Source organism: Sulfuricaulis sp. (assembly GCF_024653915.1).
In the GTDB taxonomy this organism is placed as follows: Bacteria; Pseudomonadota; Gammaproteobacteria; order Acidiferrobacterales; family Sulfurifustaceae; genus Sulfuricaulis.
The window spans coordinates 176,142-199,455 of record NZ_JANLGY010000013.1 but is presented as its reverse complement, the minus strand read 5'-3'; the positions used below and the strand labels follow the sequence as shown (position 1 = coordinate 199,455).

The 23,314-nt window shown below is 57.7% G+C and carries 18 protein-coding genes, 2 tRNA genes and 1 pseudogene; all 21 read right to left on the bottom strand.

Going from position 1 to position 23,314, the window contains the following annotated elements:
* Positions 1–43 precede the first annotated feature (43 nt).
* On the bottom strand, positions 44–1,069 hold the full coding sequence (gene holA / locus NUV55_RS07465; RefSeq protein ID WP_296671699.1) for a DNA polymerase III subunit delta: 1,026 nt from the start codon (positions 1,067–1,069) through the stop codon (positions 44–46).
* The gene (lptE, locus tag NUV55_RS07460; RefSeq protein ID WP_296671697.1) at positions 1,053–1,625 is read right to left on the bottom strand and encodes an LPS assembly lipoprotein LptE; all 573 of its coding nucleotides are present in this window, start codon (positions 1,623–1,625) and stop codon (positions 1,053–1,055) included. Before lptE ends, holA begins: the two co-directional genes overlap by 17 nt.
* Entirely contained in the window at positions 1,622–4,396 is a 2,775-nt protein-coding gene (gene leuS, locus NUV55_RS07455) for a leucine--tRNA ligase (protein ID WP_367280381.1), read from the bottom strand. The genes lptE and leuS overlap by 4 nt, the downstream gene beginning before the upstream one ends.
* Positions 4,397–4,632: 236 nt before the next feature.
* On the bottom strand, positions 4,633–5,148 hold the full coding sequence (locus tag NUV55_RS07445) for an OmpH family outer membrane protein (RefSeq protein ID WP_296671696.1): 516 nt from the start codon (positions 5,146–5,148) through the stop codon (positions 4,633–4,635).
* 135 nt (positions 5,149–5,283) lie between these two features.
* Positions 5,284–7,902, bottom strand: a complete 2,619-nt coding sequence (locus tag NUV55_RS07440) for an EAL domain-containing protein (protein ID WP_296671695.1) — start codon at positions 7,900–7,902, stop codon at positions 5,284–5,286.
* A 117-nt stretch (positions 7,903–8,019) separates the two neighbouring features.
* Positions 8,020–9,522 carry an apolipoprotein N-acyltransferase gene (gene lnt / locus NUV55_RS07435; protein ID WP_296671693.1) on the bottom strand — a complete coding sequence of 501 codons (1,503 nt, stop codon included), beginning with the start codon at positions 9,520–9,522 and terminating at the stop codon, positions 8,020–8,022.
* A gap of 10 nt (positions 9,523–9,532) precedes the next feature.
* A complete protein-coding gene (locus NUV55_RS07430; RefSeq protein ID WP_296671692.1) occupies positions 9,533–10,429 on the bottom strand; it encodes an HlyC/CorC family transporter in 897 nt (298 codons plus the stop codon).
* Entirely contained in the window at positions 10,426–10,881 is a 456-nt protein-coding gene (ybeY, locus tag NUV55_RS07425) for an rRNA maturation RNase YbeY (protein ID WP_296671691.1), read from the bottom strand. Before ybeY ends, NUV55_RS07430 begins: the two co-directional genes overlap by 4 nt.
* The gene (locus tag NUV55_RS07420) at positions 10,878–11,864 is read right to left on the bottom strand and encodes a PhoH family protein (RefSeq protein ID WP_296671688.1); all 987 of its coding nucleotides are present in this window, start codon (positions 11,862–11,864) and stop codon (positions 10,878–10,880) included. The genes ybeY and NUV55_RS07420 overlap by 4 nt, the downstream gene beginning before the upstream one ends.
* Positions 11,865–11,925: 61 nt before the next feature.
* Positions 11,926–13,326 (bottom strand): tRNA (N6-isopentenyl adenosine(37)-C2)-methylthiotransferase MiaB, encoded by a 1,401-nt coding sequence (miaB, locus tag NUV55_RS07415; RefSeq protein WP_296671686.1) that lies wholly within the window; start codon positions 13,324–13,326, stop codon positions 11,926–11,928.
* A 136-nt stretch (positions 13,327–13,462) separates the two neighbouring features.
* Entirely contained in the window at positions 13,463–13,624 is a 162-nt protein-coding gene (locus NUV55_RS07410; RefSeq protein WP_296671685.1) for a hypothetical protein, read from the bottom strand.
* A 244-nt stretch (positions 13,625–13,868) separates the two neighbouring features.
* Complete coding sequence (locus tag NUV55_RS07405; RefSeq protein WP_296671683.1) at positions 13,869–14,846, bottom strand: DmsC/YnfH family molybdoenzyme membrane anchor subunit; 978 nt, start codon at positions 14,844–14,846, stop codon at positions 13,869–13,871.
* Positions 14,847–14,959: 113 nt separating this feature from the next.
* On the bottom strand, positions 14,960–15,175 hold the full coding sequence (locus tag NUV55_RS07400; protein ID WP_367280371.1) for a four helix bundle protein: 216 nt from the start codon (positions 15,173–15,175) through the stop codon (positions 14,960–14,962).
* A 142-nt stretch (positions 15,176–15,317) separates the two neighbouring features.
* On the bottom strand, positions 15,318–16,049 hold the full coding sequence (locus NUV55_RS07395) for a 4Fe-4S dicluster domain-containing protein (RefSeq protein WP_296671680.1): 732 nt from the start codon (positions 16,047–16,049) through the stop codon (positions 15,318–15,320).
* 1 nt (position 16,050) lies between these two features.
* On the bottom strand, positions 16,051–18,930 hold the full coding sequence (locus NUV55_RS07390) for a molybdopterin oxidoreductase family protein (protein WP_296671678.1): 2,880 nt from the start codon (positions 18,928–18,930) through the stop codon (positions 16,051–16,053).
* Between the two features lie 233 nt (positions 18,931–19,163).
* A tRNA-Met gene (locus tag NUV55_RS07385) sits at positions 19,164–19,240 on the bottom strand.
* 83 nt (positions 19,241–19,323) lie between these two features.
* On the bottom strand, positions 19,324–20,415 hold the full coding sequence (gene ychF, locus NUV55_RS07380) for a redox-regulated ATPase YchF (protein WP_296671676.1): 1,092 nt from the start codon (positions 20,413–20,415) through the stop codon (positions 19,324–19,326).
* Between the two features lie 112 nt (positions 20,416–20,527).
* On the bottom strand, positions 20,528–21,109 hold the full coding sequence (pth, locus tag NUV55_RS07375) for an aminoacyl-tRNA hydrolase (protein ID WP_296671674.1): 582 nt from the start codon (positions 21,107–21,109) through the stop codon (positions 20,528–20,530).
* A 126-nt stretch (positions 21,110–21,235) separates the two neighbouring features.
* A pseudogene (locus NUV55_RS07370) lies at positions 21,236–21,907 on the bottom strand (50S ribosomal protein L25/general stress protein Ctc); the annotation flags it as partial.
* A gap of 122 nt (positions 21,908–22,029) precedes the next feature.
* The gene (locus NUV55_RS07365) at positions 22,030–22,965 is read right to left on the bottom strand and encodes a ribose-phosphate pyrophosphokinase (protein ID WP_367280380.1); all 936 of its coding nucleotides are present in this window, start codon (positions 22,963–22,965) and stop codon (positions 22,030–22,032) included.
* A gap of 140 nt (positions 22,966–23,105) precedes the next feature.
* Positions 23,106–23,180, bottom strand: a tRNA-Gln gene (locus NUV55_RS07360).
* Positions 23,181–23,314 lie beyond the last annotated feature (134 nt).

The window sequence follows — 23,314 nt, the reverse complement described above, 5'->3', positions numbered from 1 at the left end:
TTGTTTCGAGGCTGCTTTCATAAAGCCCTGATTGTCGTGCTCACTATATATTACATGTGGCGAGTTTGAGACCGGTCATGCTGAGCGCAAGACACTGCAACTCCTGCCATACATCGCCGGTTGCCCGGCCCTTCAAAATGCGGTCTGTCCGGGCGGCGCGTTGCAACAGGTCTTGTGAGGCCCGGGAAGACAGCCGCTTGAGCGCAGCACCGACCAGCGGCTTGCGTTTGGCCCACACCCGCCGCGTTTCAAGAACCCGCATCACCGGCTGACCGGATGCCACCAGATCCGCCATTTGTGCCAATTCGCGCGCTTCGCGTGCCAGCGCCCACAGAACCAGGATGGGCTCGACACCTTCGCTGCGCAGGCTGACGAGAATCCGCTCAACGGTTGCCGCTTCGCCGCGCAGACTGGCATCCACCAATGCAAAAACATTGTAGCGGGCATTGTCGCTGAGATTATTCTCGATGTCATCCAGGCCCACTTCGCCGCTGCCAAAATGCAGGGAAAATTTGTCGATTTCCTGCGCGCACGCCAGCAAGTTGCCTTCCATCAGGTGCGCCAATAAATCCACCACGCCCGGACCTGGCTTCAGTCCTTTCGCCTCCATGCGACGGCGTATCCACATGGGCCATTGCGCCGACTCCAACGGATACGCCACCACCACCACACCCGCGTTTTCCAGCGCCTTGGCCCATTTGGTTTCGCGCGTGGCCTTGTCGAGCTTGCCGCCACTGATCAGCAACACGGTATCCGCGGGCGGTTGTGCCGCGATTTCGATGAGAATTTTCGCGCCAGCCTCGCCCGGTTTTCCGGTCGGCAGACGCAGCTCGATCAAACGCCGCTCGGAAAAAAGCGAAAGCGACTGCGTGGAGGCAAAAAATCCATCCCAGTCGAATCCATTTTCCACCGTCAACCGCTGGCGGTCCAGGTATCCGGCGGCCTGCGCCGCTTCGCGAATGGACTGGCAGGCTTCCTCGACCAACAGCAATTCCTCGCCGTACACGAAGTAGACCGGCGCCAGGCCGCGCTTGAACTGATTGGCTAATTGATCAGCGTTGATTTGCATCGGGATCAATGAGGGTGACTCGCGCCAATCTTCGCAAGATCTGCTGCACCGCATCGCGTTGCATTTCGCGCCGCAGTTCCTGCTCTTCCCTCTCCTTGGCCAATACGTTGAGTCGGTCGAACTGATGATCGCGCTGTACCTTGACCGTTTGTGGCATCGATAACAGTTTTCCCTCCTTGTCCATCAGGCGGAAGCTGACTTCGTATTTCAGCAGGTACTCTTCAACTTTTCCGGCCGAGGTTAACGACAAAACCTGACTGTCCGACTGCTCGCCGTAAAGTATCAATTGCGGCACATCACCGGATTCCTGGACTTGAATATTCGTCTGCGTACGCAGCGCATTCTTTATCGCCACCAGCAGCGGGTTATTTTCCAGCAGACTGCCTTCCACCCTCACCTGCAACACGGAAAGCGAAGAAGGAATATCCACATTTCCTGTTCCGCGCAGATGAAAACCACACGAAACCAGTAACAAGTAACAAGTAGCAAGTAGCAAGAGAACAGAACTCCTGCTTCCATTGCTTGTTACTTGTAACTTGCTGCTTGCCACTTTCATGCCACCACGATGTTCACAAGCTTGCCCGGCACCACGATGACCTTCTTTACCACCTTGCCACCGACGTGACGCGTCACCGCTTCATCCGCCAGCGCAATTTCACGCACCTTGTCCTCACCTGCCTGCGCTGGGACTGACACGCGACCGCGCAATTTCCCATTGACCTGCACCACGATTTCGAGATTATCCTGTTTCATTGCCGCGTCGTCGGGCGTGGGCCAACGCACATCGAGTATGGCTTCCTGGTGCCCGAGCGCCTGCCACAAGGTGTGGCAGATATGCGGAATGATCGGTGACAGTGTCAGCACGGCAAATTCGAGTGCCTCCTGACGCACGGCGTTGGCGGACGCCGAGCTTTCATCTGACTTGGAGACCGCATTGAGCAATTCCATCACCGACGCGATCGCCGTATTGAAGGTGCGACGCCGGCCGATGTCGTCGGAAACCTTGGACAGTGTCTGGTGCGCCTGGCGTCGCAGATCCTTGAGCACTGGTGGGAGCACAGAAAAATCAGCCCTGGCCACCGGTCCCCGATTCACGTGGTCGGCCACGAGCTTCCACAACCGGCGCAGGAAACGGCTGGCACCGGCCACGCCCTCGTCCGACCACTCCAGCGTCATCTCCGGCGGCGCGGCAAACATCATGAACAAGCGCGCGGTATCGGCGCCATACTGTTCGATCAGCGACTGCGGATCGACGCCATTGTTCTTGGACTTCGACATGGTGCCGATCCCGCCCGATTCAACCGGCTGGCCATCACTTATTAGTATCGCACCGACACGACCGCCCTTGTCGTCGGTCTTGATCTCGACCTCCGCCGGATTGAAGTACTGGATGCGACCGCTCGGCCTGAAACCTGCTCCTGCGTTTCCGGCACTTCCGCCATCCATGGCGGTCGCCGGTCTGCGAAAAAAAATCTCGTTCAGCACCATTCCCTGAGTGAGCAGGCGCAGGAACGGCTCGTCACCTTGCACCAGTCCGTTATCCCGCATCACTTTCCACCAGAAACGCGAGTACAGCAGGTGCAGGATGGCGTGCTCGATGCCACCAATATATTGGTCCACCGGCATCCAGTAATTGGTTTCGCTGTCGACCATGGCGGTGTCACTGCGCTTGCTGGCATAGCGCGCGTAGTACCAGGAAGAATCCACGAAGGTATCCATGGTGTCGGTCTCGCGCCGCGCGGGCTTGCCGCACTTCGGGCATGGGCAGTTCACGAAATCGGTACGCTTGTTGAGCGGATTGCCGGTGCCGTCCGGCACGCAGTCCTCGGGCAGCAGCACCGGCAGATCCTTGTCCGGGACCGGCACGTCACCGCATTGGCCGCAGTGAATAATCGGTATTGGGCAACCCCAGTAACGTTGGCGTGAAATGCCCCAGTCGCGCAGTCGCCACATGGTCTGTTTATCGCCGAGGCCCTTCGCTTTCAGGTCAACGGCGATGGCGTCGACAGCAGCGTGGTAATTGAGGCCGTCGTACTTGCCTGAATTCACGCAGCGGCCGAGCGCCTTGTCCGCGTACCATTCCTGCCATCCCTCAATAGAAAATTTCTCGTTCCCAACTGCAATGACCTGCTTGATGGGAAGTTCATACTGCTTCGCAAAATGAAAGTCGCGCTCATCGTGCGCCGGCACCGCCATTACGGCGCCATCGCCATAACCCATGAGCACGTAGTTGCCGACCCACACCGGAACCGGCTCGCCCGTGAGTGGATGCGTTACACTGATACCGGTCGACATGCCTTTCTTTTCAATGGTGGCCAGATCGGCCTCCATGACCGAGCCGCGCTGACATTCTTCGATAAACGCGGCAAGCTTTGAATTGTTTTTCGCGGCATGTGTTGCCAGTGGATGCTCAGCCGCCACCGCGCAGAAAGTGACGCCCATTATGGTATCGGCGCGGGTGGTGAAGACCCAGAGCAAACCATCCTGAAGACTCTCACCAACTCCCCCTCTCCCCTCGCGGGAGAGGGCAAGGGGAGAGGGGGAATCACCCCTCATCCCCACCCCTTCTCCCGCAAGGGGAGAAGGGAGCGAGCCGAGCGCGCTACGCGCGACTCCATTCACTCGGAAGGCAAAACGCACGCCCACGCTCTTGCCGATCCAATTGGCCTGCATGGTGCGCACGCGCTCCGGCCACTCGGTGAGCTTGTCCAGATCGGCCAGCAGTTCCTCGGCGTATTGCGTGATCGCCAGGTAGTACATGGGAATCTCACGCTTCTCGATGAGAGCGCCCGTGCGCCAGCCACGCCCGTCGATGATCTGCTCGTTGGCGAGCACGGTCTGGTCCACCGGGTCCCAATTCACCACGCCGGTTTTCTTGTAGGCGATGCCTTTTCCCAGCATGCGCAGAAACAGCCACTGGTTCCACTTGTAATATTCAGGCTTGCAGGTGGCGAGCTCGCGTTCCCAGTCGATCGCAAAACCGAGCGATTGCAATTGCTTTTTCATGTAGGCGATGTTGTCGTAAGTCCATTTCGCCGGCGGTACGCCGTTGGCCATGGCCGCATTCTCGGCCGGCAAGCCGAAGGCGTCCCAGCCCATGGGCTGCAACACGTTGCGGCCCTGCATACGCTGGTAGCGGGTGATCACATCGCCAATGGTGTAATTGCGCACATGACCCATGTGCAACTTGCCGGAGGGATAGGGAAACATCGACAGGCAGTAGAATTTCTCCCGTTTCGGATCTTCCGCTGCCTTGAACGTCTGATGTTTCTCCCAGTAGTCCTGGGCGGCTTTTTCTACTTTTTCGTGGGAGTAATTTTCTTGCATCGGATGCATCTTCGGCTCATTGCCTGAGAGCCGGAAGGATACCGTAATTCGGGGGTTTCGTCCTTTTTCGGCCAAATCGCCTTCGGCGATGTTACAAGCGAAGAACCCATAACAAAATGAATTCAAACCACGGGGAACACGGGGGAAAGGCATGTAAAGATTTAGGAATGGCCTCCCTGTTTTTCCGGCACTTTTCAGTCCCCGTGCTCCCCGTGGTTTAAGATTCTTGTTTTCGTTTATTTGGCCTTCGCGTCGTACTTCTCCATGACTTTTGATGTCAGATCCATGCCTTCCTCGGCGTACAGCAGGCCGGACTCGGATGCCTCCAAGACCAGATTCAGTTTCATTTCCTTGGCCAGCTCCGCGATGATGCCGCGTATTTCAACCATCGATTTGGCGGCGTATTCGTTGTCTTTCTTGCCGACTTCCTGCTTGGCCTCCTTGACCATTTTCTGATAGGCATCGGCTTTTTCCTGAAATGCCTTCTGCTTGGTTTTTTTCTGGTCGTCCGTCATCAACAGCTGATCCTTCTGAAACGCCTCTTGCATGGCCTTGAGCTTTTCCTCTTCCTTGCGCAGGGCACCTTCCTTTTCCTTGATTATTTTCTCGAACTCGGCCTTGGTTTTCTTGCCCGCCTTGCTTTCCAGCAGCACCTTGCGCACATCTACATAACCAATGGCCGGCTTGTCTACGGCGATAGCAACGCCGTTCAACAGCAAGATCAACGGTAAAAACAGAATATATTTTTTCATTGTTCGATCCTTGAAAAGATGACAGAACCCGCCGAGGCAGGATAGACGCATCATATCATTTTCGCGGCAGTCTTCGCAGATACAACTACGGGGGAACAGGAAATGAATGGCGCCGGAAGCGCCAGCAACGGAAAATCAGACGGCGAGACGGATTCCGCTTTTCAGGAATTCCTCGAACTGCTCGGGCGGGAGGGGCTTGCTGAAATAATAACCCTGCATGGCATTGCAATGGTGCTCACGCATGAAGTTCAGCTGTTCGAGCGTTTCAACGCCCTCGGCCACGACCTTCAGCCCCAGACTGTGGGCCATGGTGATGATGGTGCTGGCAATGGCCGCGTCATCTTCGTCCTTCGGAATATCGCGCACAAACGACTGATCAATCTTCAGCACGTTAATCGGGAAACGCTTGAGATAGCTGAGACTGGAATAGCCGGTGCCGAAATCATCGATGGAAATCCGGATATCCATGGCCACCAGTTCGCGCAGGGTATTAATGGACGCCTCGGCCTGCTGCATGACCAGCCCTTCCGTCAACTCCAGATTGAGCAAGGCCGGATTGAAGTTGGTCTCCTGCAGAATATTGTAAATGGACATCGGCAGATCCTTCTGATGAAACTGCCGGGAGGAAAGATTCACCGCCACGTAAAGCGAGGGAAATCCCATTTTTTGCCAGAGCCGGCATTGTTCGGTCGCCGTACGTAAAACCCATTCGCCGATGGGAACGATGTAACCGGTCTCCTCGGCGAGCGGAATGAACAGCGCCGGTGAAATCATGCCGCGCTTGGGATGTTTCCAGCGCAGCAGCGCCTCCATCCCGAGAATGCGACCGGACTGGCAATCGGCGATCGGCTGATAATTCAATGATAATTCACCGCGTTCCAGGGCGAAGCGCAGATCATTTTCAAGTGACAGCCGCTCAGCGACCTTGGCAGTCATTTCCGCCACATAGAACTGGTAGTTGTTTTTGCCGGATTCCTTGGCGCGATACATGGCCACGTCGGCGTTGCGCAACAATTCCTGCGCGCTCCGGTCATCGAAGGGATAGAGCGTGATACCCATGCTCGCCGTAATAAAGAAAGTATTTTCTTCCACCTGGAACGCCTCACGAAAAGTATCCAGGATTTTCTGGGCCACGTGGATGACATCGTCCACATGCCCCATGTCCGCCAGCACCAGCGCAAATTCATCGCCGCTCAGGCGCGCGACCGTGTCCCCGCGGCGCACCGCGCCGCTCAGCCGCACGGCAACTTCCCGCAGCAACTTGTCGCCTTTCGCATGGCCGTGACTGTCATTGATGTTCTTGAACCGGTCAAGGTCCAGAAACACCACGCCCACCAGGCGCTCACGGCGATCCGCCTCGGCCATGGCTTCTTTCAGCTTTTCGATGAGCTGCACCCGGTTGGGAAGATCGGTCAGGCTGTCGAAATGTGCGAGCTGTCGCAGGCGTTTCTCGGTCTGCTTGCGATCGGTGATATCGCGCGTGATGCTCAATACGAGCGGAGGCCCGCCCTGTTCTTCGGGCAGAAGAACAGCGTGGGATTCGAGCCAGCGATGCGTGCCCTTGAATCCGGTTATTTCAAATTCCATAATACCTTTGTTGCCACGCAGGACATTTTCGACAAAGGCACGGAAGGGTTCACGGTATTCCGGCATCAACATTTTGAATATCGACTTGCCCAGCACCTGCTCGGGGCGGCTGGCTTCGACCATGGCCAGTCCGGCGGCGTTCATCTGCACCAGCGTGCCATCCGCCTTGATGATCTTGACGCATTCCGGTTCGGCATCAATGATCGCGCGTAACTGGTTCTCGCTGCGCCGCAACGCCACCTCCGCGCGCTTGCGCTGGATTACCGAGCCCAACTGGGCGGCGGCGCTGAATACCACGCTGATCAAATGCTCATCTTCCTGGCGCGGTTCGCGCACAAAGAATTCGAGCACGGCGATCACTTCATCTCCTGCCAACACCGGAATGCCCAGCCCGGCCTTCAGGCCCACTTCAATCGCCACAGCGGCGCGGGGGAAATTTCCGTCGGTGCTCACGTCCTTGACCCAAGCCGGTTTCTTTGTCGCCCAGACCCGGCCGGGAAGTCCGCCTCCGCGGGAAAACGTTATATCCAGACTCATCTTGCGGAAGCGTTCCAGCCCCTTGGCGCTGCAATGCCACGACGGCACGCATTCGAGACGCTCGCTTTCTCCCGGCATCCATGCCTGACCCAAAACCCACCCAGTGGACTCGCATACCTTGCGCAACACCACCTGAAGCGCCGTGTGCAGGTCTTCCGCCTCGCTGACCGCGAGCGTCATGGTCTGCAACAGCCGCACTTCCTGTTCTGCGCGCTTACGCTCGGCGATCTGTGTTTCCAGCGCCAATTTTTCGGATACCAGCGTGCCGACGCGCGTGGTACGTTTTTTTAAATAACCAAGCATCGCGGCCATGACGGGCGTGGTGATGGCCCACATCGCCACGCGCACGAAGTTTTCGCCGACGTAATGAAAAGGTTGGCCAGGAATCGAAAAATAATAGGCGAAGTACACCCATGACAAGGCGGCGCTGACCAGACCGGATTGGGTTCCACTGTAGAACGCGGAGAACGCCACGGTGAGCAGAAGAATGGCCGGCGGATTGGGGATCCTGAATCCCGTGTGCGCCAGAATTTCGATACCAGCAATGGCGATGACAGTCAGCAATGGCCCACCGATGCCGCGCCAGTGACCTGACTTGGATGTCTGTATGTCCTGACTGGTAGTAGCCATGCGTCCTGGGTGACGGTCCCTGTGTTTGTAAGGGTTATTACCTATAAGAATAGGTCAGTCAGAAAAGGCAGCAAGAACCATGCCCACACGTGGGGAGCGGTCAATCAGGCCTGACAATCAGCGCATTTTGATTGGTCTTATATGGACATAGGCCCCTAGTACCGCCCCAACCAGCATGAGGACCAGGAACAACACGACAGGCCAATTCCCGAAACGGACATAGGGTGTTACCCCGTGCATGGGCTGCACCGTGGCCGTGAGCGCATGGACCTGGAATTGCGGTGAATGCGCGACCACTTCACCACGGTGATCGATGACCGCGGAGGGACCGGTGTTGGCGGCGCGCAGCATCGGCCGCCCCGTCTCGAGTGCGCGCATGCGCGCCATCTGCAAGCGCTGATGCGGGGCGATGGAATTGCCGAACCAGGCATCCTCGCTGACATTCACCAGCAGTGACGCCTGCGGCAACGCACGAATCACCTCTTCACCGAAGGCATCTTCATAACACACCGACACGCCGATTTTTTGTCCCGCCGCCACCAGCGGGGGCTGATCGGCCGGTCCGGCGCTGAAATCCGACATGGGTATTTGCAGATTCCGCATCAACCAGCGAAACAGTGGATCGAGCGGCGAGTACTCCCCGAAGGGGACCAGATGTTGTTTGCGATAGGTTCCCGGCTGCGGACTGACGCTGATGACACTGTTGTAATAACGGCGGGTATTTTTATCGCGCTCAACGATACCCATCAAAAAATCCGTGCTTGCTGTTCTGCTCAGGCGTTGCAGATTTTCCAGGTATCCCGGATCAATCTCTTCTCGCGTCACCGGGATGGCCGATTCAGGCCAGACAATCAGGTCCGACCGGGGTGCCTGCGTGCTCAAAGAAGCATAGCGATCCATAATGACGCGGCGCGCCGCCGGCTGCCATTTGCTTTCGAGCGGCACGTTGCCCTGGATCAGCGTCACCTGCAGCGGTTTATCCAGCGGCGCTACCCACTCGAACCTGCCCGCCGCCCATCCGGCTACCCAGACCAGAATCAACAGCGGTAAAAATATCTTGAGAACTTTTTCCGGCGTGCGCACGCCGGCGGCCAGCAGCCCGGCGCTGATCGCGCAAAAGTAACTCACACCATACACTCCGAACCAGGGCGCGTAACCGGACAGCGGCGTGGCAATCTGGCTGTAGCCGAGATGAAGCCAGGGAAAACCGGTCAGAAACCAGCCGCGCATCCACTCGAACAACACCCATAACGAAGCCAGGACAGACAACGGATGCCACGGTCCGGGCTTTGGAAATAAACGCGCCTGCAACCAGCCGAGCAACGCTGGATAAAGCGACAGCCCCGCCACAAACAGAAAAACCGCGAAGCCGGCGAGCGCCGCCGGCATGTTGCCGTAGAGATGCATGCTGACATACACCCAGGACACACCCACGCCGAACATGCCGAGGCCAAAAAGGAAACCGCGAAACGCGGCACGTCCGGGAGAGGCCCCGTGCCAGGATGCAAACAGCAGTGCGGGCGAAAGGATAGCGAGCGGAACCAGATCGAAGGGAGAAAACGCCAGCGGCAGCAACAGTCCGGCAACGCCAGCGGCCACGTCGGCCCACGCCGGCGGCAACGAATAAATATTACTTCTGGGTTTTTTGCCGGCCGGGTTGTTCAACCGGAGTCACTTTCAGAAGATAAACGCGACGACTGTCGGCGCGCAGGATTTCAAAGCGCAGGTTATCGATCTCGACCTTTTCGCCGCGACGCGGTACATGGCCGAGGCGATTCATGACCAGCCCGCCGATGGTCTCGATTTCCTCATGGGCAAGACTGGCCTTGAGCCGCGTATTGAGATCGGCCAGCGTGACCAGCGCCTTAACCACGTATTCGCCGCCTTCGCGCGGCATGATCATCACGTCGTCATCGATGTCATATTCGTCCGAAATCTCACCCACAATCTGCTCGAGAACGTCTTCGATGGTCACGAGGCCCGCCACGCCGCCATATTCGTTTACCACGATCGCCATGTGATTACGGCTGGTGCGGAACTCGCGCAACAGAACGTTCAGGCGCTTGCTCTCCGGCACGAAAACCGCCGGGCGCAGCATGTCGTGAATATTGAATTTGGCGCGTTTTTTCTTGTCGAGAAACAGGTAACGCAACAGGTCCTTGGCAAGCAGTATGCCGACCACCTTGTCCTTGTCGCCATCCACCATGGGGAAGCGCGAGTGGCCGGATTCCATCACCAGCGGCAGGTAAGCTTCCGGCAGGCTTTCCCGGTCTACCACGTCCATTTGCGAGCGCGGCACCATGATGTCGCGCACCTTCATTTCAGAGACCTGCAGCACGCCCTCAATCATGTCGAGCGAATCGCTGTCGATCAGCTCTCGCTCCGCCGCCTCCCGCAGTAATTGCACCAGATCCTCGCGCGAGGCCGGCGCACCCAGCAGGGCGTGACTCAGGCGATCCAGCAGCGAACGCGGCGCAACAGCAGCCTCGTCCTGGTCTTCGGACTTGTCTTCGGTTTTCTTGTTCATGAAATATAGGGGTTGGTGAAACCCAACTCCTTAAGAATACGGATTTCCTTTTTTTCCATCACAGTGGCGTCCTGCCGCTTCAGATGATCGTAGCCGCGCAGGTGTAGTATACCGTGTACCACCATGTGCGCCCAATGTGCACGCAGGGGTTTTTGCTGTTCACGCGCCTCGCGTCGCACCACTGGCGCGCAAATGACCAGATCGCCCAATAATTCGCTGCGTATCCCGGACGGTCCCTCGAAGGGAAACGACAACACGTTGGTCGGGCCACGTTGGCGACGAAACCGGTGATTCAGGGCCGCGGATTCCGCGGCTCCCACGATACGTACACCCAGCGCAACGCGGCGGCGGCCCAGACCGTGCAACGCGGCGCCGGCCCAGCGTTGGAGCGTCATTGTGGCGGGCAATCCAGCGCGGGCGGCGGCGTATTGCACGCTTAATTGCAGTTTCATTTCGCGGGAGGTAGTCCTTCCGTGCCCTTATCGAAACTTTCGTAGGCCTCGACAATCTTTTGCACCAGCGCGTGGCGCACCACATCCTGCGGCGTGAAATGGGTAAAGGTAATGCCGCCCACATCGCCCAGGATTTCTATCGCCTGCTTGAGGCCGGACAACTGGCTGCGGCGCAGGTCGATCTGGGTGATGTCCCCCGTGATTACCGCGGTGGTGCCGAATCCGATGCGCGTGAGAAACATTTTCATCTGTTCCGCGGTGGTGTTCTGCGCTTCGTCCAGAATAATGAAGGATTCGTTCAACGTCCGTCCGCGCATGTACGCCAGCGGGGCCAGCTCAATCACGCTTTTTTCGAGCAGTCGCGCAACTTTTTCAAAACCCAGCATTTCATTCAGCGCGTCGTACAGGGGACGCAGATACGGATCGATTTTCTGCTCAATGGCGCCGGGCAGGAACCCGAGGCGCTCCCCCGCTTCCACCACCGGTCGCACCAGCAGGATGCGTTCGACCCGGTTGCTCTCCAGTGCCTCCACGGCGCAGGCCACGGCCAGATAGGTCTTGCCGGTACCGGCCGGGCCGACACCAAAACTGATGTCATGAGTCAAAATGTTCCGAATGTACTGCCGTTGGCGGGGTCCGCGACCGCGCACGATGCGCTTGGGCGTGCGCAGTGTGCTTTCGCGATCCTTCTCCTCGTCCGGCAAGCGCATTGCCAGTTGCTGCAAAGCCGCGTGCACGCCGGCAAGCGTCAGCTCCCCTTTGCCCTCGGTAACACCGTAAAGGTCTTGCAACAACTGCGAAGCCGCGTGGCTTTCCTCCGGGCTACCCGTGACACGGAAGAGATTGCCGCGGTTGGCGATCTCTACTCCCAGATATTCCTCGATCTGTTTGAGATGTTCGTCGTGACTCCCGCACAGACTGGCCAGGCGCCGGTTATCCGCGGGGGTAAGACTGAGTTCAACGTGCTTGGGTTTGGGTTTCAAGCGTGCAAGGCAATTCCGAATGGGTCTCGACCCATGATTAAGAGCAAATTCGGGGAATAAATCAAGCGCGGCGTGCCTGAGACTCGACAAGCAACCGTCCACGCAGGGAATTAGTCATCGCCTCGGTGATTACCACGTCGGCAAAACAGCCAATCAAACTCGCGTCGGTGCATTCCACCACTCCCGGCATCCCGCCTCCCATGGCATTTGTACTTCCCTGTACATCAAAATTGACAACACGATTGTTCTCCGTGCGCCCGCACATCTGTTGCGGGGACTTGCGTGACGGGCCTTCGACCAAAATGCGCTGCGTTGTTCCCACCATGCGCCGGCTGATGGCGGACGCCATTTCGATGTTGCGGCCCTGCAAACGCAACAGTCGCGCCTCCTTGACCTCGCGCGGTGTGTCATCGGCGAGTTCGGCCGCCGGCGTCCCGGGGCGGGCGCTGTAGAGGAAACTGAAGGAGGTATCGAAATTCATTTCCTCCACGAGATTCATGGTAGCGGCAAAGTCGGTATCGGTCTCGCCCGGAAAACCAACGATGATATCCGTCGTCACGCTGATGTCCGGTCGCACCTCGCGCAGCCGGCGTATTTTCGATTTATATTCCAGCACGGTGTGGTGGCGCTTCATGAGCGCCAGAATCCGGTCCGACCCGCTTTGCACCGGCAGATGCAGATGACCGGCCAGCTTCGCCACCTCGGCATAAGCCGTGATGAGCCGCTCACTGAACACCTGCGGGTGCGAGGTGGTGAAACGGATGCGACCGATCCCGTCGATCTCGGCGAGATAATGGATGAGACGCGCCAGATCGGCAAACTCGCCGGTGTGCATGGCTCCGTGATAGGCGTTGACATTCTGTCCCAGCAGAATCACTTCGCGCCCACCCTGTTCCGCCAGGTGCACGACCTCCGCGATCACGTCATCGAAGGGCCGGCTGAATTCTTCGCCACGGGTGTAGGGCACGACGCAAAAGCTACAGTACTTGCTGCATCCTTCCATGATCGATACCAGCGCGCGCACGCCGTCCACGCGCGGCTCGGGCAGGCGGTCGAATTTCTCGATCTCGGGAAACGACACGTCCACGGCCGGACGCTGTGTGGCCAGCACGCTGTCGAGCATCTGCGGCAGACGGTGCAAGGTCTGCGGACCAAACACCATGTTCACATACGGTGCGCGCCGGAGAATCGCTGCCCCTTCCTGGCTGGCGACACAGCCGCCGACGCCAATAATAAGTTTGGGCCGGGCCAACTTCAGTTCCCGCCACATGCCAAGCTGGGAGAACACTTTTTCCTGCGCCTTTTCGCGGATGGAGCAGGTATTGAGCAACAGTACATCAGCCTCGGCCGGGTTGTCGGTGGCCTCGAAGCCGTGACTGGCCGCCAGCGCGTCCGCCATGCGCGCGGAGTCGTACTCGTTCATCTGGCAACCGAAGGTCTTGATGTGCAGCTTGCGGGACATTAAGTGGAATTAAACAGCATGGATGGTGGGTAAATCTACTGCCAAAAGGAGAAATCACCCATTAAGGCAAAATAAGCACAATAAAAATGCGGATGGCTCTCGCCACCCGCATTGTTCGGAGGACCGCCAATAATCGTCAGGGCCTGGCTTTTTCGCCGATCTGCGACAGAATCGCCACGAACAACGCCAACACTGATAGGGCAAAGATAAAAAAGATATTTTCCAGAAGTTGGGAATAGGTCGATGCCAGGTAAGTGATAATCGACGGGGTACCAATCCAAAAACTCAGCTTCAGCATAATACTTTCCTCCTCAGGAAATACAGTCTGCGGGAGGGGGCTGGCCCGTCAATCCTTTCTACCCGCAGATCGTCCCTTAGGACAGAGTCTTGGCCGGGGCTGCTCATACCACAAGCCAGTACCGATACGTGGCACTCCAGCGGGGACAACCGGTGATTTCCTTGTACGTCAGGGTCTTAGATCACCGGCAGCGAACAGGCGTCGTGTCCCGGCCGATGAATGGCAGGAAAATCGCGCGGCTTTATCAGGAGATAGTCTGGTAATAGAGATTCTGCGGGTGATTGGCCTGGGCAAAGAAAAACCAGCGCTCCGCAAGCAAACCGAGGTACTGAACAACAAAGGCGGCGGTAATCAGCGTAGCGCTGCTGTGAATCATGCCGGCGAAAAGCATTCCCATTGGCACCGGGAACACCAGCACCAGAAAAATCCATTTAATCGAACGGAACACCCATGGCGTGGCGTTATGGAAAAAATCACGCGTATTAAATGACCCACCCATGAATCCCTGTGACTTCTGGACGATACGGGCATGACGCACGCCGATAGCGGTCTGGATCGTCGACTTGTGCTTAATGCGACGATTACGGACCAGCGAAACAATGCGCGTCATCAAAACAGCCAGTGTGGCAACGATGGTCCAGCCCCCGTAGAAGTACATCAGCGCCGGCGCCTGGTACGCCGCGTACGCGGTCGCCAGCAGGAAACCGGAGGCCAGTCCGAACAGCGTGTAATTCACCACCGTCAGCCACGTCGCCCACTCCTGCAGAAACTTGATGCACGCGTAAATCATACCGGTACAGAGAAACAACAGAAAAGCCAGCGCCGTACCCCCGGCGCCGACGACGAGCGAAAGGCCGCCTTGGGCCGAGCTATCGATACCGATAAGACTCAGGTCCCATTCGTAATAATGAATCAGGCCATAGGCCGCCACGGCACCCATCAGCGCCGGCAACACAATCACCTCGCGTGACAACCAGGAGGTACGCCAGCGCGCGGCCGAGCGCCACGCGCGCTCCGGATGACCGAGATGGAAGAATGATGCCACCAGCCCGGCGATTAGTAATGCAAACGATATGGCGCTACCCAGCACGTAAAAACTGTTTGATTGTTCCGGAAGCAACTCAACCGCCGAATAGACCTGTGCGGTGTATAGCGCCAGAAACAGGCCCTGACCGGCTCCAATCAGTGTCGTCAGAAAAATAACCGAGAATGCTGGATTCATATTGGTGAACCAGTTGCAAGTGATAAGTGATGAGTGCTATGTCCTATTCGTACTCCGTTGGGCGGTTTTTATGCTCGCTGTCAACATCCGGATCAACTCTTCGCAGTCCTCGATCAAATTCGATGCCACGTCGTTATCAATAACATCGCGTCGCGCATCAACCGCAGCCAGTACCTTGATTCATTCGCTTCCTTCCGTGCAATCGACAGCTTGGAGATAAAATCCCTGCGGCTCTGACCAGCACCCGCTTCCTCGATGTTGGCGCCCACACTCGTTGCTGAACGTAAAAGCTGGGATGTCAGTTCGTGCTCGGGTTTTCTCTCCCGCATGCCCCCTGACAATCCGGACAACCTTGAGTGAAAATTCATAACTCTTGCTTCTTAACGGACTCTCTTTCATCTCGCCTCACTCAAGTGTTTCAAAACAGCGCGCTTCTGAACTTATCACTTAGCACTTTAACTTGTCACTGCCTTACCAAGAAGTGACGTCGTCCAGCGACGGTTCTTTGACATCCGGCTTGGGCTGCGCCCCCTCTTTCTTGAGTGGATTATCAGCGCGCATGAGCTCGTCGTCGTGGATCTTGATACGCGTCTTACGCCGCGGCAGATAATGATTGGCCGGCTTGGTACCCCACTCCGGCATCAGTGCGTAACCACCGCTCTCGCCGATCGCGATCGATACCGCCGAGTCCGGATCGTGCACGTCGCCGAACAGGCGCGCGCTGGTCGGGCACGCCATCACGCAGGCCGGTTTGCGTTCCGTCTCGGGCAGCGTCGTATCGTAGATGCGATCCACACACAGAGTGCACTTTTTCATGACCTTCTGGTGTTCGTCGATCTCGCGCACGCCGTAGGGGCAGGCCCACGCGCAGTACTTGCAACCGATGCACTTGTCGTAATCGACCAGCACGATACCGTCCTCGGGGCGTTTGTAGCTGGCGCCGGTGGGACACACCGGCACGCACGGTGGGTCCTCGCAGTGCAGGCACGACTTCGGAAAATGCACGGTTTCGGTATTCGGGAACTCACCCACCTCGAAGGTCTGCACCCGATTGAAGAAAGTACCGGTCGGATCCTCACCGTACGGACGGTCGTCGGACAGGTAGCCGGCCACACCCGAGGTGTTCCATTCCTTGCAACTCGTGACGCAGGCGTGGCAGCCGACACAAACATTGAGATCGATGACCAAGGCGAGCTGGGTCACGTCAGGTTCCCGTGAGCTTGCCGGCCACATAGGCCAACCAGTTTTTAAGGCGAGTCGGTTCGCCGGGCACCGGTAACAGTATTTCGAACTGCGGCATGGTTACTTTTTCTTCCGCCGGATCGGCCTTGTAAATCCGCACACGCACGTCGTACCACCCCGCCTGCCCGGTCACCGGATCGGAGTTGGAAAGATGATTTCCCTCCGGCTGCGGCGGGAGCTCATCGGTGATCAGATGATTGAGTATAAAACCCTTGCGCGCTTCATTCGCGCGCGGTTCAAGATTCCATGCGCCCGGTTGTTTGCCGATGGCGTTCCAGGTCCAGACTGTGCCGGGCTCGGTAGCCTCGCTGTAACGACACATGCCGCGCACCTTGCCCCACGGCGACTCGATCCAGACCCAATCGCCATCCGCGATGCCTTCGGTCTTGGCGGTTTTTGGATTCACGAATAAATAGTTGTGCGTGTGAATCTGGCGCAGCCAGGCGTTCTGCGAATCCCACGAGTGGTACATCGCCATCGGCCGTTGTGTTACCGCATTGAGCGGATACTTCTTCTTGTCGGTCAGTTGTGTTTCGAGCGGTTCATAGTAAAACGGCAGTGGGTCGAAATAGGTCTCGATACGCTCGCGCAAATGCTGGGGTGGTTGCTTGCCCTGGGTCTTGCCCTGCGCCGCGAGGCGGAATTGCTGCAAAATATCGGAATAGACATGAATCAGGATCGGCTCGGCATAGCGCGTCAGGCGGTGGCGCTGCGCCCATTCGAGATAGCCCTTGTTCCAGTTGCGCATGTACTGGTAGGACTTGGGCAACTCGTAGCGGAACACGCAGTTGTTCTTCTCGTACATCTCCCACTGGTTCGGGTTAGGCTCGCCTTTCATGAATTTCTCGCCGCCCTTGCCGCGCCAGCCGGCGAGAAAACCAATACCCGAGCCCGGCTCGATCTCGTAGTTGATGATGAAATCCGGATAATTCTTGAATTTACGTTGCCCACGCGTATCGACAAAGGCCGGGAATTTGAGGCGTGTCGCGAGCTCGATCAGCACTTCCTGGAACGGTTTGCACTCGCCCTTGGGTGGCACCACCGGGATGCGCACGGAATCCATCGGACCGTCGAACTCGGACACCGGCCGGTCGAGCATGCCCATGACATCATGGCGTTCCAGATAAGTGGTATCCGGCAACACCAGATCGGCGTACGCCACCATCTCCGATTGGAACGCATCGCACACGACAATGAACGGGATTTTGAATTCACCCTTCTCATCCTTGTCGTTCAGCATCTTGCGTACCTCGACCGTGTTCATGGTCGAGTTCCAGGCCATGTTGGCCATGAAGATCATCAGTGTGTCGAGCTTATAGGGATCGCCGCGCCAGGCATTGGTGATGACGTTGTGCATCAGCCCATGCACCGACAGTGGATACTCCCAGGAAAAGGCCTTGTCGATGCGAACCGGCGTGCCGTCCTGGTCGACAAATAAATCATCCGGGTCGGCCGGCCAGCCGAGCGCCATGCCGTCCAGCGGCTTGCCCGCGCGCACGCCTTCCGGGCCTTTCGGCGTCTTGGCGCAAGGCGGAATCGGGCGCGGGAACGGCGCCTTGTGGCGAAAGCCGCCCGGCCGGTCAATGGTGCCAAGAATACTCATTAGTATGGAGAGCGCACGGATGGTGTGAAAACCGTTCGAGTGCGCGGCCAGGCCGCGCATGGCGTGAAACGCCACCGGGTTGCCAGTCACGGTCTCATGGTCCTTGCCCCAGATATCGGTCCAGGCGATGGGCAGCTCGATTTTCTGGTCGCGCGCCGTGACGCCCATTTCGTTCGCCAGACGCTTGATGGTTTCCACCGGGATGCCGGTAATCTTGCTGGCCCACTCGGGCGTGTGGTCCTTGACGCGATCCACCAGCAACTGGAATGACGGTTTAACCTTGGTGCCATCCGGCAGCGCGAACTCGCCGAGCAGATTGGGATCGGCTCCGGCACTATGCGTGAGCACAGCCTTGTTCGTCAGGCGATCCCACCACAGTTTGTTCTGCGGATCGAAACAGCCCTCCTCCTCCGGCACCTCGGCGCGCACGAACATGCCGTTCTCGCTCGAATCGTTGTCCATGTTCACCAGCTGCGCGGAATTGGTGTATTGCACCAGGAAATCGCGATCGTACAGACCCTGCTTGATGAGCTGGTGGATGAGCGCCAGAAACAGTGCGCCGTCGGTGCCGGGTTTGATTGGAACCCACTCGTCGGCGATCGCCGAGTAACCGGTGCGCACCGGATTGACCGAGATGAACTTGCCGCCGTTGCGTTTGAATTTGGAAATGGCGATCTTGAGCGGGTTGGAGTGATGATCTTCGGCGGTGCCGATCATCACGAACAGCTTGGCGCGGTCGAGATCCGGTCCGCCGAACTCCCAGAACGAGCCACCGATGGTGTAGATCATGCCCGCGGCCATGTTGACCGAGCAGAAACCGCCGTGCGCCGCGTAGTTGGGCGTGCCGAACTGCTTGGCGAACAGGCCGGTCAGCGCCTGCATCTGGTCGCGGCCGGTGAATAACGCGAACTTCTTCGGATCGGTAGCGCGGATTTTCGCCAGGCGCTCTTCCAGAATGGCAAATGCCTCATCCCAGGAAATCGCTTCAAACTCGTTAGCGCCGCGCTCGCTGCCTGGTTTGCGCCGGAGCGGCTTGGTCAGGCGCGCAGGCGAATGCTGCTTCATGATGCCCGAGGCACCCTTGGCACAAATCACACCCTTGTTGATCGGGTGCTCGGGATTGCCATCGATGTAACGCATCTCACCATCCTTGAGCGTCACGCGGATTCCGCAACGACAGGCGCACATGTAGCAGGTCGTGTTCTTGGTCTCGCTGCGGCCAGTGGAAGCTTGGGTCATAAGAGATGAGCAATCCAGCAAGAAGGTTGGACACAAAATATTTTGCGCCAGTTAAGATACTAAGCCCGGGAGCTATCCGCAATTAATAATATTGAATGTGGCAATAAGAATTGAGGGAAGCTTGATTTCGTGTAACAAATGAATCGCCGCATGCGAACGTGGATTTAATTTCTTACTGAGGATCGCTAATTGAGAGCCCACATAAATGATGGGTACGCGAGAAGAACAGAAAATGGTGGCTAGGGGCGGAATCGAACCGCCGACCTCAGCATTATGAGTGCCGCGCTCTAACCGTCTGAGCTACCTAGCCGAAAGGGGCGCAAAAGATACCGATATCCGCGGAGGCTGACAAGGGAATCACGCCGGTGATGGCCTGACTATAGAACAATCTCTCTAGACATTAAAACGGAAGTGCATGACATCGCCATCGTGCACCACGTAATCCTTGCCTTCCAGGCGCAGCTTGCCGGCCTCGCGCGAACCGTGCTCGCCCTTGAATCGCACAAAATCATCGTAGGCAACGGTTTCAGCGCGGATGAACCCCCGCTCGAAATCGGTATGGATCACCCCAGCCGCCTGGGGTGCGTGTGCGCCCTTACGCACGGTCCAGGCGCGCACTTCCTTGGGGCCGACGGTAAAAAACGTTTGCAGGCCGAGCAACTGGTACCCGGCGCGGATGACGCGACTCAGGCCCGGTTCTTCCAGCCCCATATCGGCGAGGAACACCTTCTTTTCTTCAGTATCCATATCGGCCAGCTCCGCTTCAATCCGGGCACAGATCGGTACCGCAACGGAGTTTTCCGAACGCGCGAGCTTGTCCACCTGATCGAGATGGGGATTGCTGCTGAATCCCTTTTCGCTCACGTTGGCAATGTACATGAGCGGCTTGTCAGTCAGCAGACACAAGGGCTTGAGCAGCTTGTGCTCCTCTTCACTCAAAACCATGCTGCGTACTGGCTTGCCGCCATCCAAATGTTTGTGCACGCGGACAAGCAGCTCACGCAGTTTGATGTCTTCCTTGCTGCCGCTTTTGGCATTCTTGTCGGCGCGCTGCGTGCCTTTGTCGGCTGCCTCGAGGTCGGCGAGCGCGAGTTCAGTGTTGATGGTTTCAATGTCGGCCAGCGGGTCGATGCCGCCCGCAACATGCACGATGTTCTCATCCTCGAAACAGCGCACGACGTGTGCGATGGCGTCCACCTCGCGGATGTGGGCGAGAAATTTGTTGCCCAGCCCCTCACCCTTGGAGGCGCCAGCGACCAAGCCCGCGATGTCGACGAATTCAATGGTGGTGGGAAGGATTTTTTCCGGCTTGGCGATGCCAGCCAGATTTTGCAGGCGCGGGTCCGGCACCTCGACGATGCCAATGTTCGGGTCGATGGTGCAAAAAGGATAATTCTCTGCCGCAATCCCCGCCTTGGTGAGCGCATTGAACAGCGTGGATTTGCCCACGTTCGGCAGGCCGACAATACCGCATTTGAAACCCATTTATAAATCCCTTGTAACCACAGATGAACACGGATGCACACGGATCAAAAAAACCGTGCATTTCACTGGCTCACATCTGTGTTTATCTGTGTTCATCGGTGGTTTGAAGATATTACTTATGCGTGTGCAGGCTGTTCATGACCTTCTGGAGCTCACCGTGCACCATCTCCGCCAAGTGCGCTTTGCCATTCCCGATAGCCGCCTCTATTAATGTCTGCTCCGCCGCGGGCGCCCTTTTCAGAACATACGACACCACTTGCGCGGCGTTGCCGGGATGGCCGATGCCGATGCGCAACCGCGCATAATCGGAGGTGCCCAATTTCTCGGTGATGTCGGCAAGTCCGTTGTGGCCGCCGTCGCCGCCACCGACTTTCAATCTTATGGTTCCCGGCGGCAGGTCGAGGTCGTCGTGCGCTACCAGGATTTCCGATGCCGGGATTTTGAAATAGTGGGCAAACTTCGAAACGGATTCACCGCTGTGATTCATGAAGGTCTGAGGCTCAAGCAGCCAGATGTCCTTGCCGCTGAGACTGATCTTGCCGGCATTCGCAGTGAAGCGAGATTCGGCGCGCAATTTTCCGCCGGTGGCGTCCAACAGGACATCCAGAAAACGGAACCCGGCATTGTGCCGGGTCTCCGCGTACTCCGCGCCCGGGTTTCCCAGGCCGACGATGAGGGAAATCCCTTGCGCCACGTTGCGCCTCCGAGAAAGGGATTACTTTCCTTCCTTCTTACCTTCGGGTTTCTTGGCCTCCGACTTCTTGGCATCCGCCTTGGGGGCTTCGCCTTTCTTCGCCTCGCCGGGCTTGGCCTCGCCTGCTTTCGCTTCGCCGGCCTTGGCCTCGCCTTCCGCCGGAACCGCCGCAGCCGCCACGCCTTCCACCGGAGCCACCACCACCGGTGCCTCTTCCACCACCTTGATGACCGAAATGGCCGCCACGGCGAGGTTGTCACCGCCGTGCGACAGACTCGTGATGGCAACACCCTCTGGCAGTTTGATGTCCTTCAAGTGCACCGACTCATTGATGAGCAGGGCCGACATGTCCACCGTGAGGAATTCCGGGAGATCCTTGGGCAGACAGGTAATGTCAATTTCATTCATGAGATGCGTCACGACACCGCCGTCGACCTTCACGCCCGGGGCCACATCACCACCCACGAAGTGGATGGGTATCTTCATGTGGATTTTCTCGGTGGCGCTGATGCGCTGCAAATCCACGTGCATCACGATGGGTTTGTAGGGATGCATATTATAATCGCGCAAAATGGCCTGGTCGGTTTCACCGCCGACATTCACGGTCAGAATCGAGGTGTGAAATTTTTCATTCGCCAGGTGGCGCGTCATCAGGTTGTGGTCCAGCGCAACCATCGTCGGTTGCTTGCCCGCGCCATAAAGCACGGCGGGTACTTTGCCACTGCGGCGAAGGCGGCGGCTCGCACCCGTACCTTTCGCTGAGCGTGGCTCGGCAGTCAATTCAAATTTAGCGCTCATTGTCGTCTCCACAAAGTTAGTCAAATACCCGTCTTTCCTGCGACCAAGAAAGCCGGAACCACGAGTAGCAAGTAATACGATTTTTTACCTTGCTACTTGCCACTTGAAACTTGCTACTGAATTTATTCCATAAACAGCTCGCTGACCGAATCTTCTTCCGCGATGCGCCGCATGGATTCGGCCAACAGCTCGGCCACGCTCAGCTGACGGATGCGCCGGCAGGCCTTGGCCTCCGGCTTGAGCGGAATTGTGTCGGTCACCACCAGCTCATCGAGCTGGGATTTGCCGATCCGCTCCACCGCGCTTCCCGACAGCACCGGGTGCGTGCAATAAGCTAATACCTTTTTCGCGCCGTGCTCCTTGAGCGCCGCCGCCGCCTCGCACAGTGTTCCGGCGGTATCCACGAGGTCGTCCATCAGCACGCAAGTACGGCCCTCGACCTCGCCGATGATGTGCATCACCTTGGCCTCGTTCGGCTTCGGACGCCGCTTGTCGATGATAGCGAGATCCGCCTCCAAATGCTTGGCCATGGCACGGGCCCGCACCACACCGCCCACGTCCGGCGACACCACGAGCAGATCCTTGATCTCCTGCCGCCAGATGTCGCCCAGCAACACCAGCGACGAATAAATATTGTCTGTCGGGATGTTGAAAAACCCCTGGATCTGATCGGCATGCAGATCCATCGTCAACCCCCGATGCGCGCCCGAGACGGTGATCATGTCCGCCACCAGCTTGGCCGTGATCGCCACGCGCGCGGTGCGCGGGCGGCGGTCCTGGCGTGCGTAACCATAATAAGGTATCACTGCGGTGATGCGCTGCGCCGAGGAGCGTTTCACCGCATCGATCATGATCAGCAACTCCATCAGATGGTCGTTGCTGGGCGCGCAGGTCGGCTGGATGATGAACACATCCTTCCCGCGCACGTGCTCCATGATCTCGACCTGGATCTCGCCATCCGAGAAACGGCCGATGACCGCCTTCCCGAGCGGCAATCCCAGATGCCGCACCACCAGTTCTGCGAGTGCCGGGTTGGCATTCCCGGTAAACACCACCATGTTGTCCAAGGACACGTGATTTCCCCTGTGAGTCGGATGGTCCACGACAAAATCTGGTTGGGGCGCGCCATCTACCCCGTTAATGCCTGCGCATTGTACTGGTTGGGGCGCCGATTGTTCACCCCGTCACAAACATTGTCTGGTTGGGGCGCCAGGATTCGAACCTGGGAATGCCGGAATCAAAATCCGGTGCCTTACCGCTTGGCTACGCCCCAGAAACCTGAGCCCCACATATCACCGCGCATCTCGTGCAGCAATTCGAACCTGGGTCGCTCTCGGCATCCATGCCTCCCGCGACATTAGTACGTCCCTGTACGTCAGAATGCCGGGGATGAATTCAGTGCCTTAC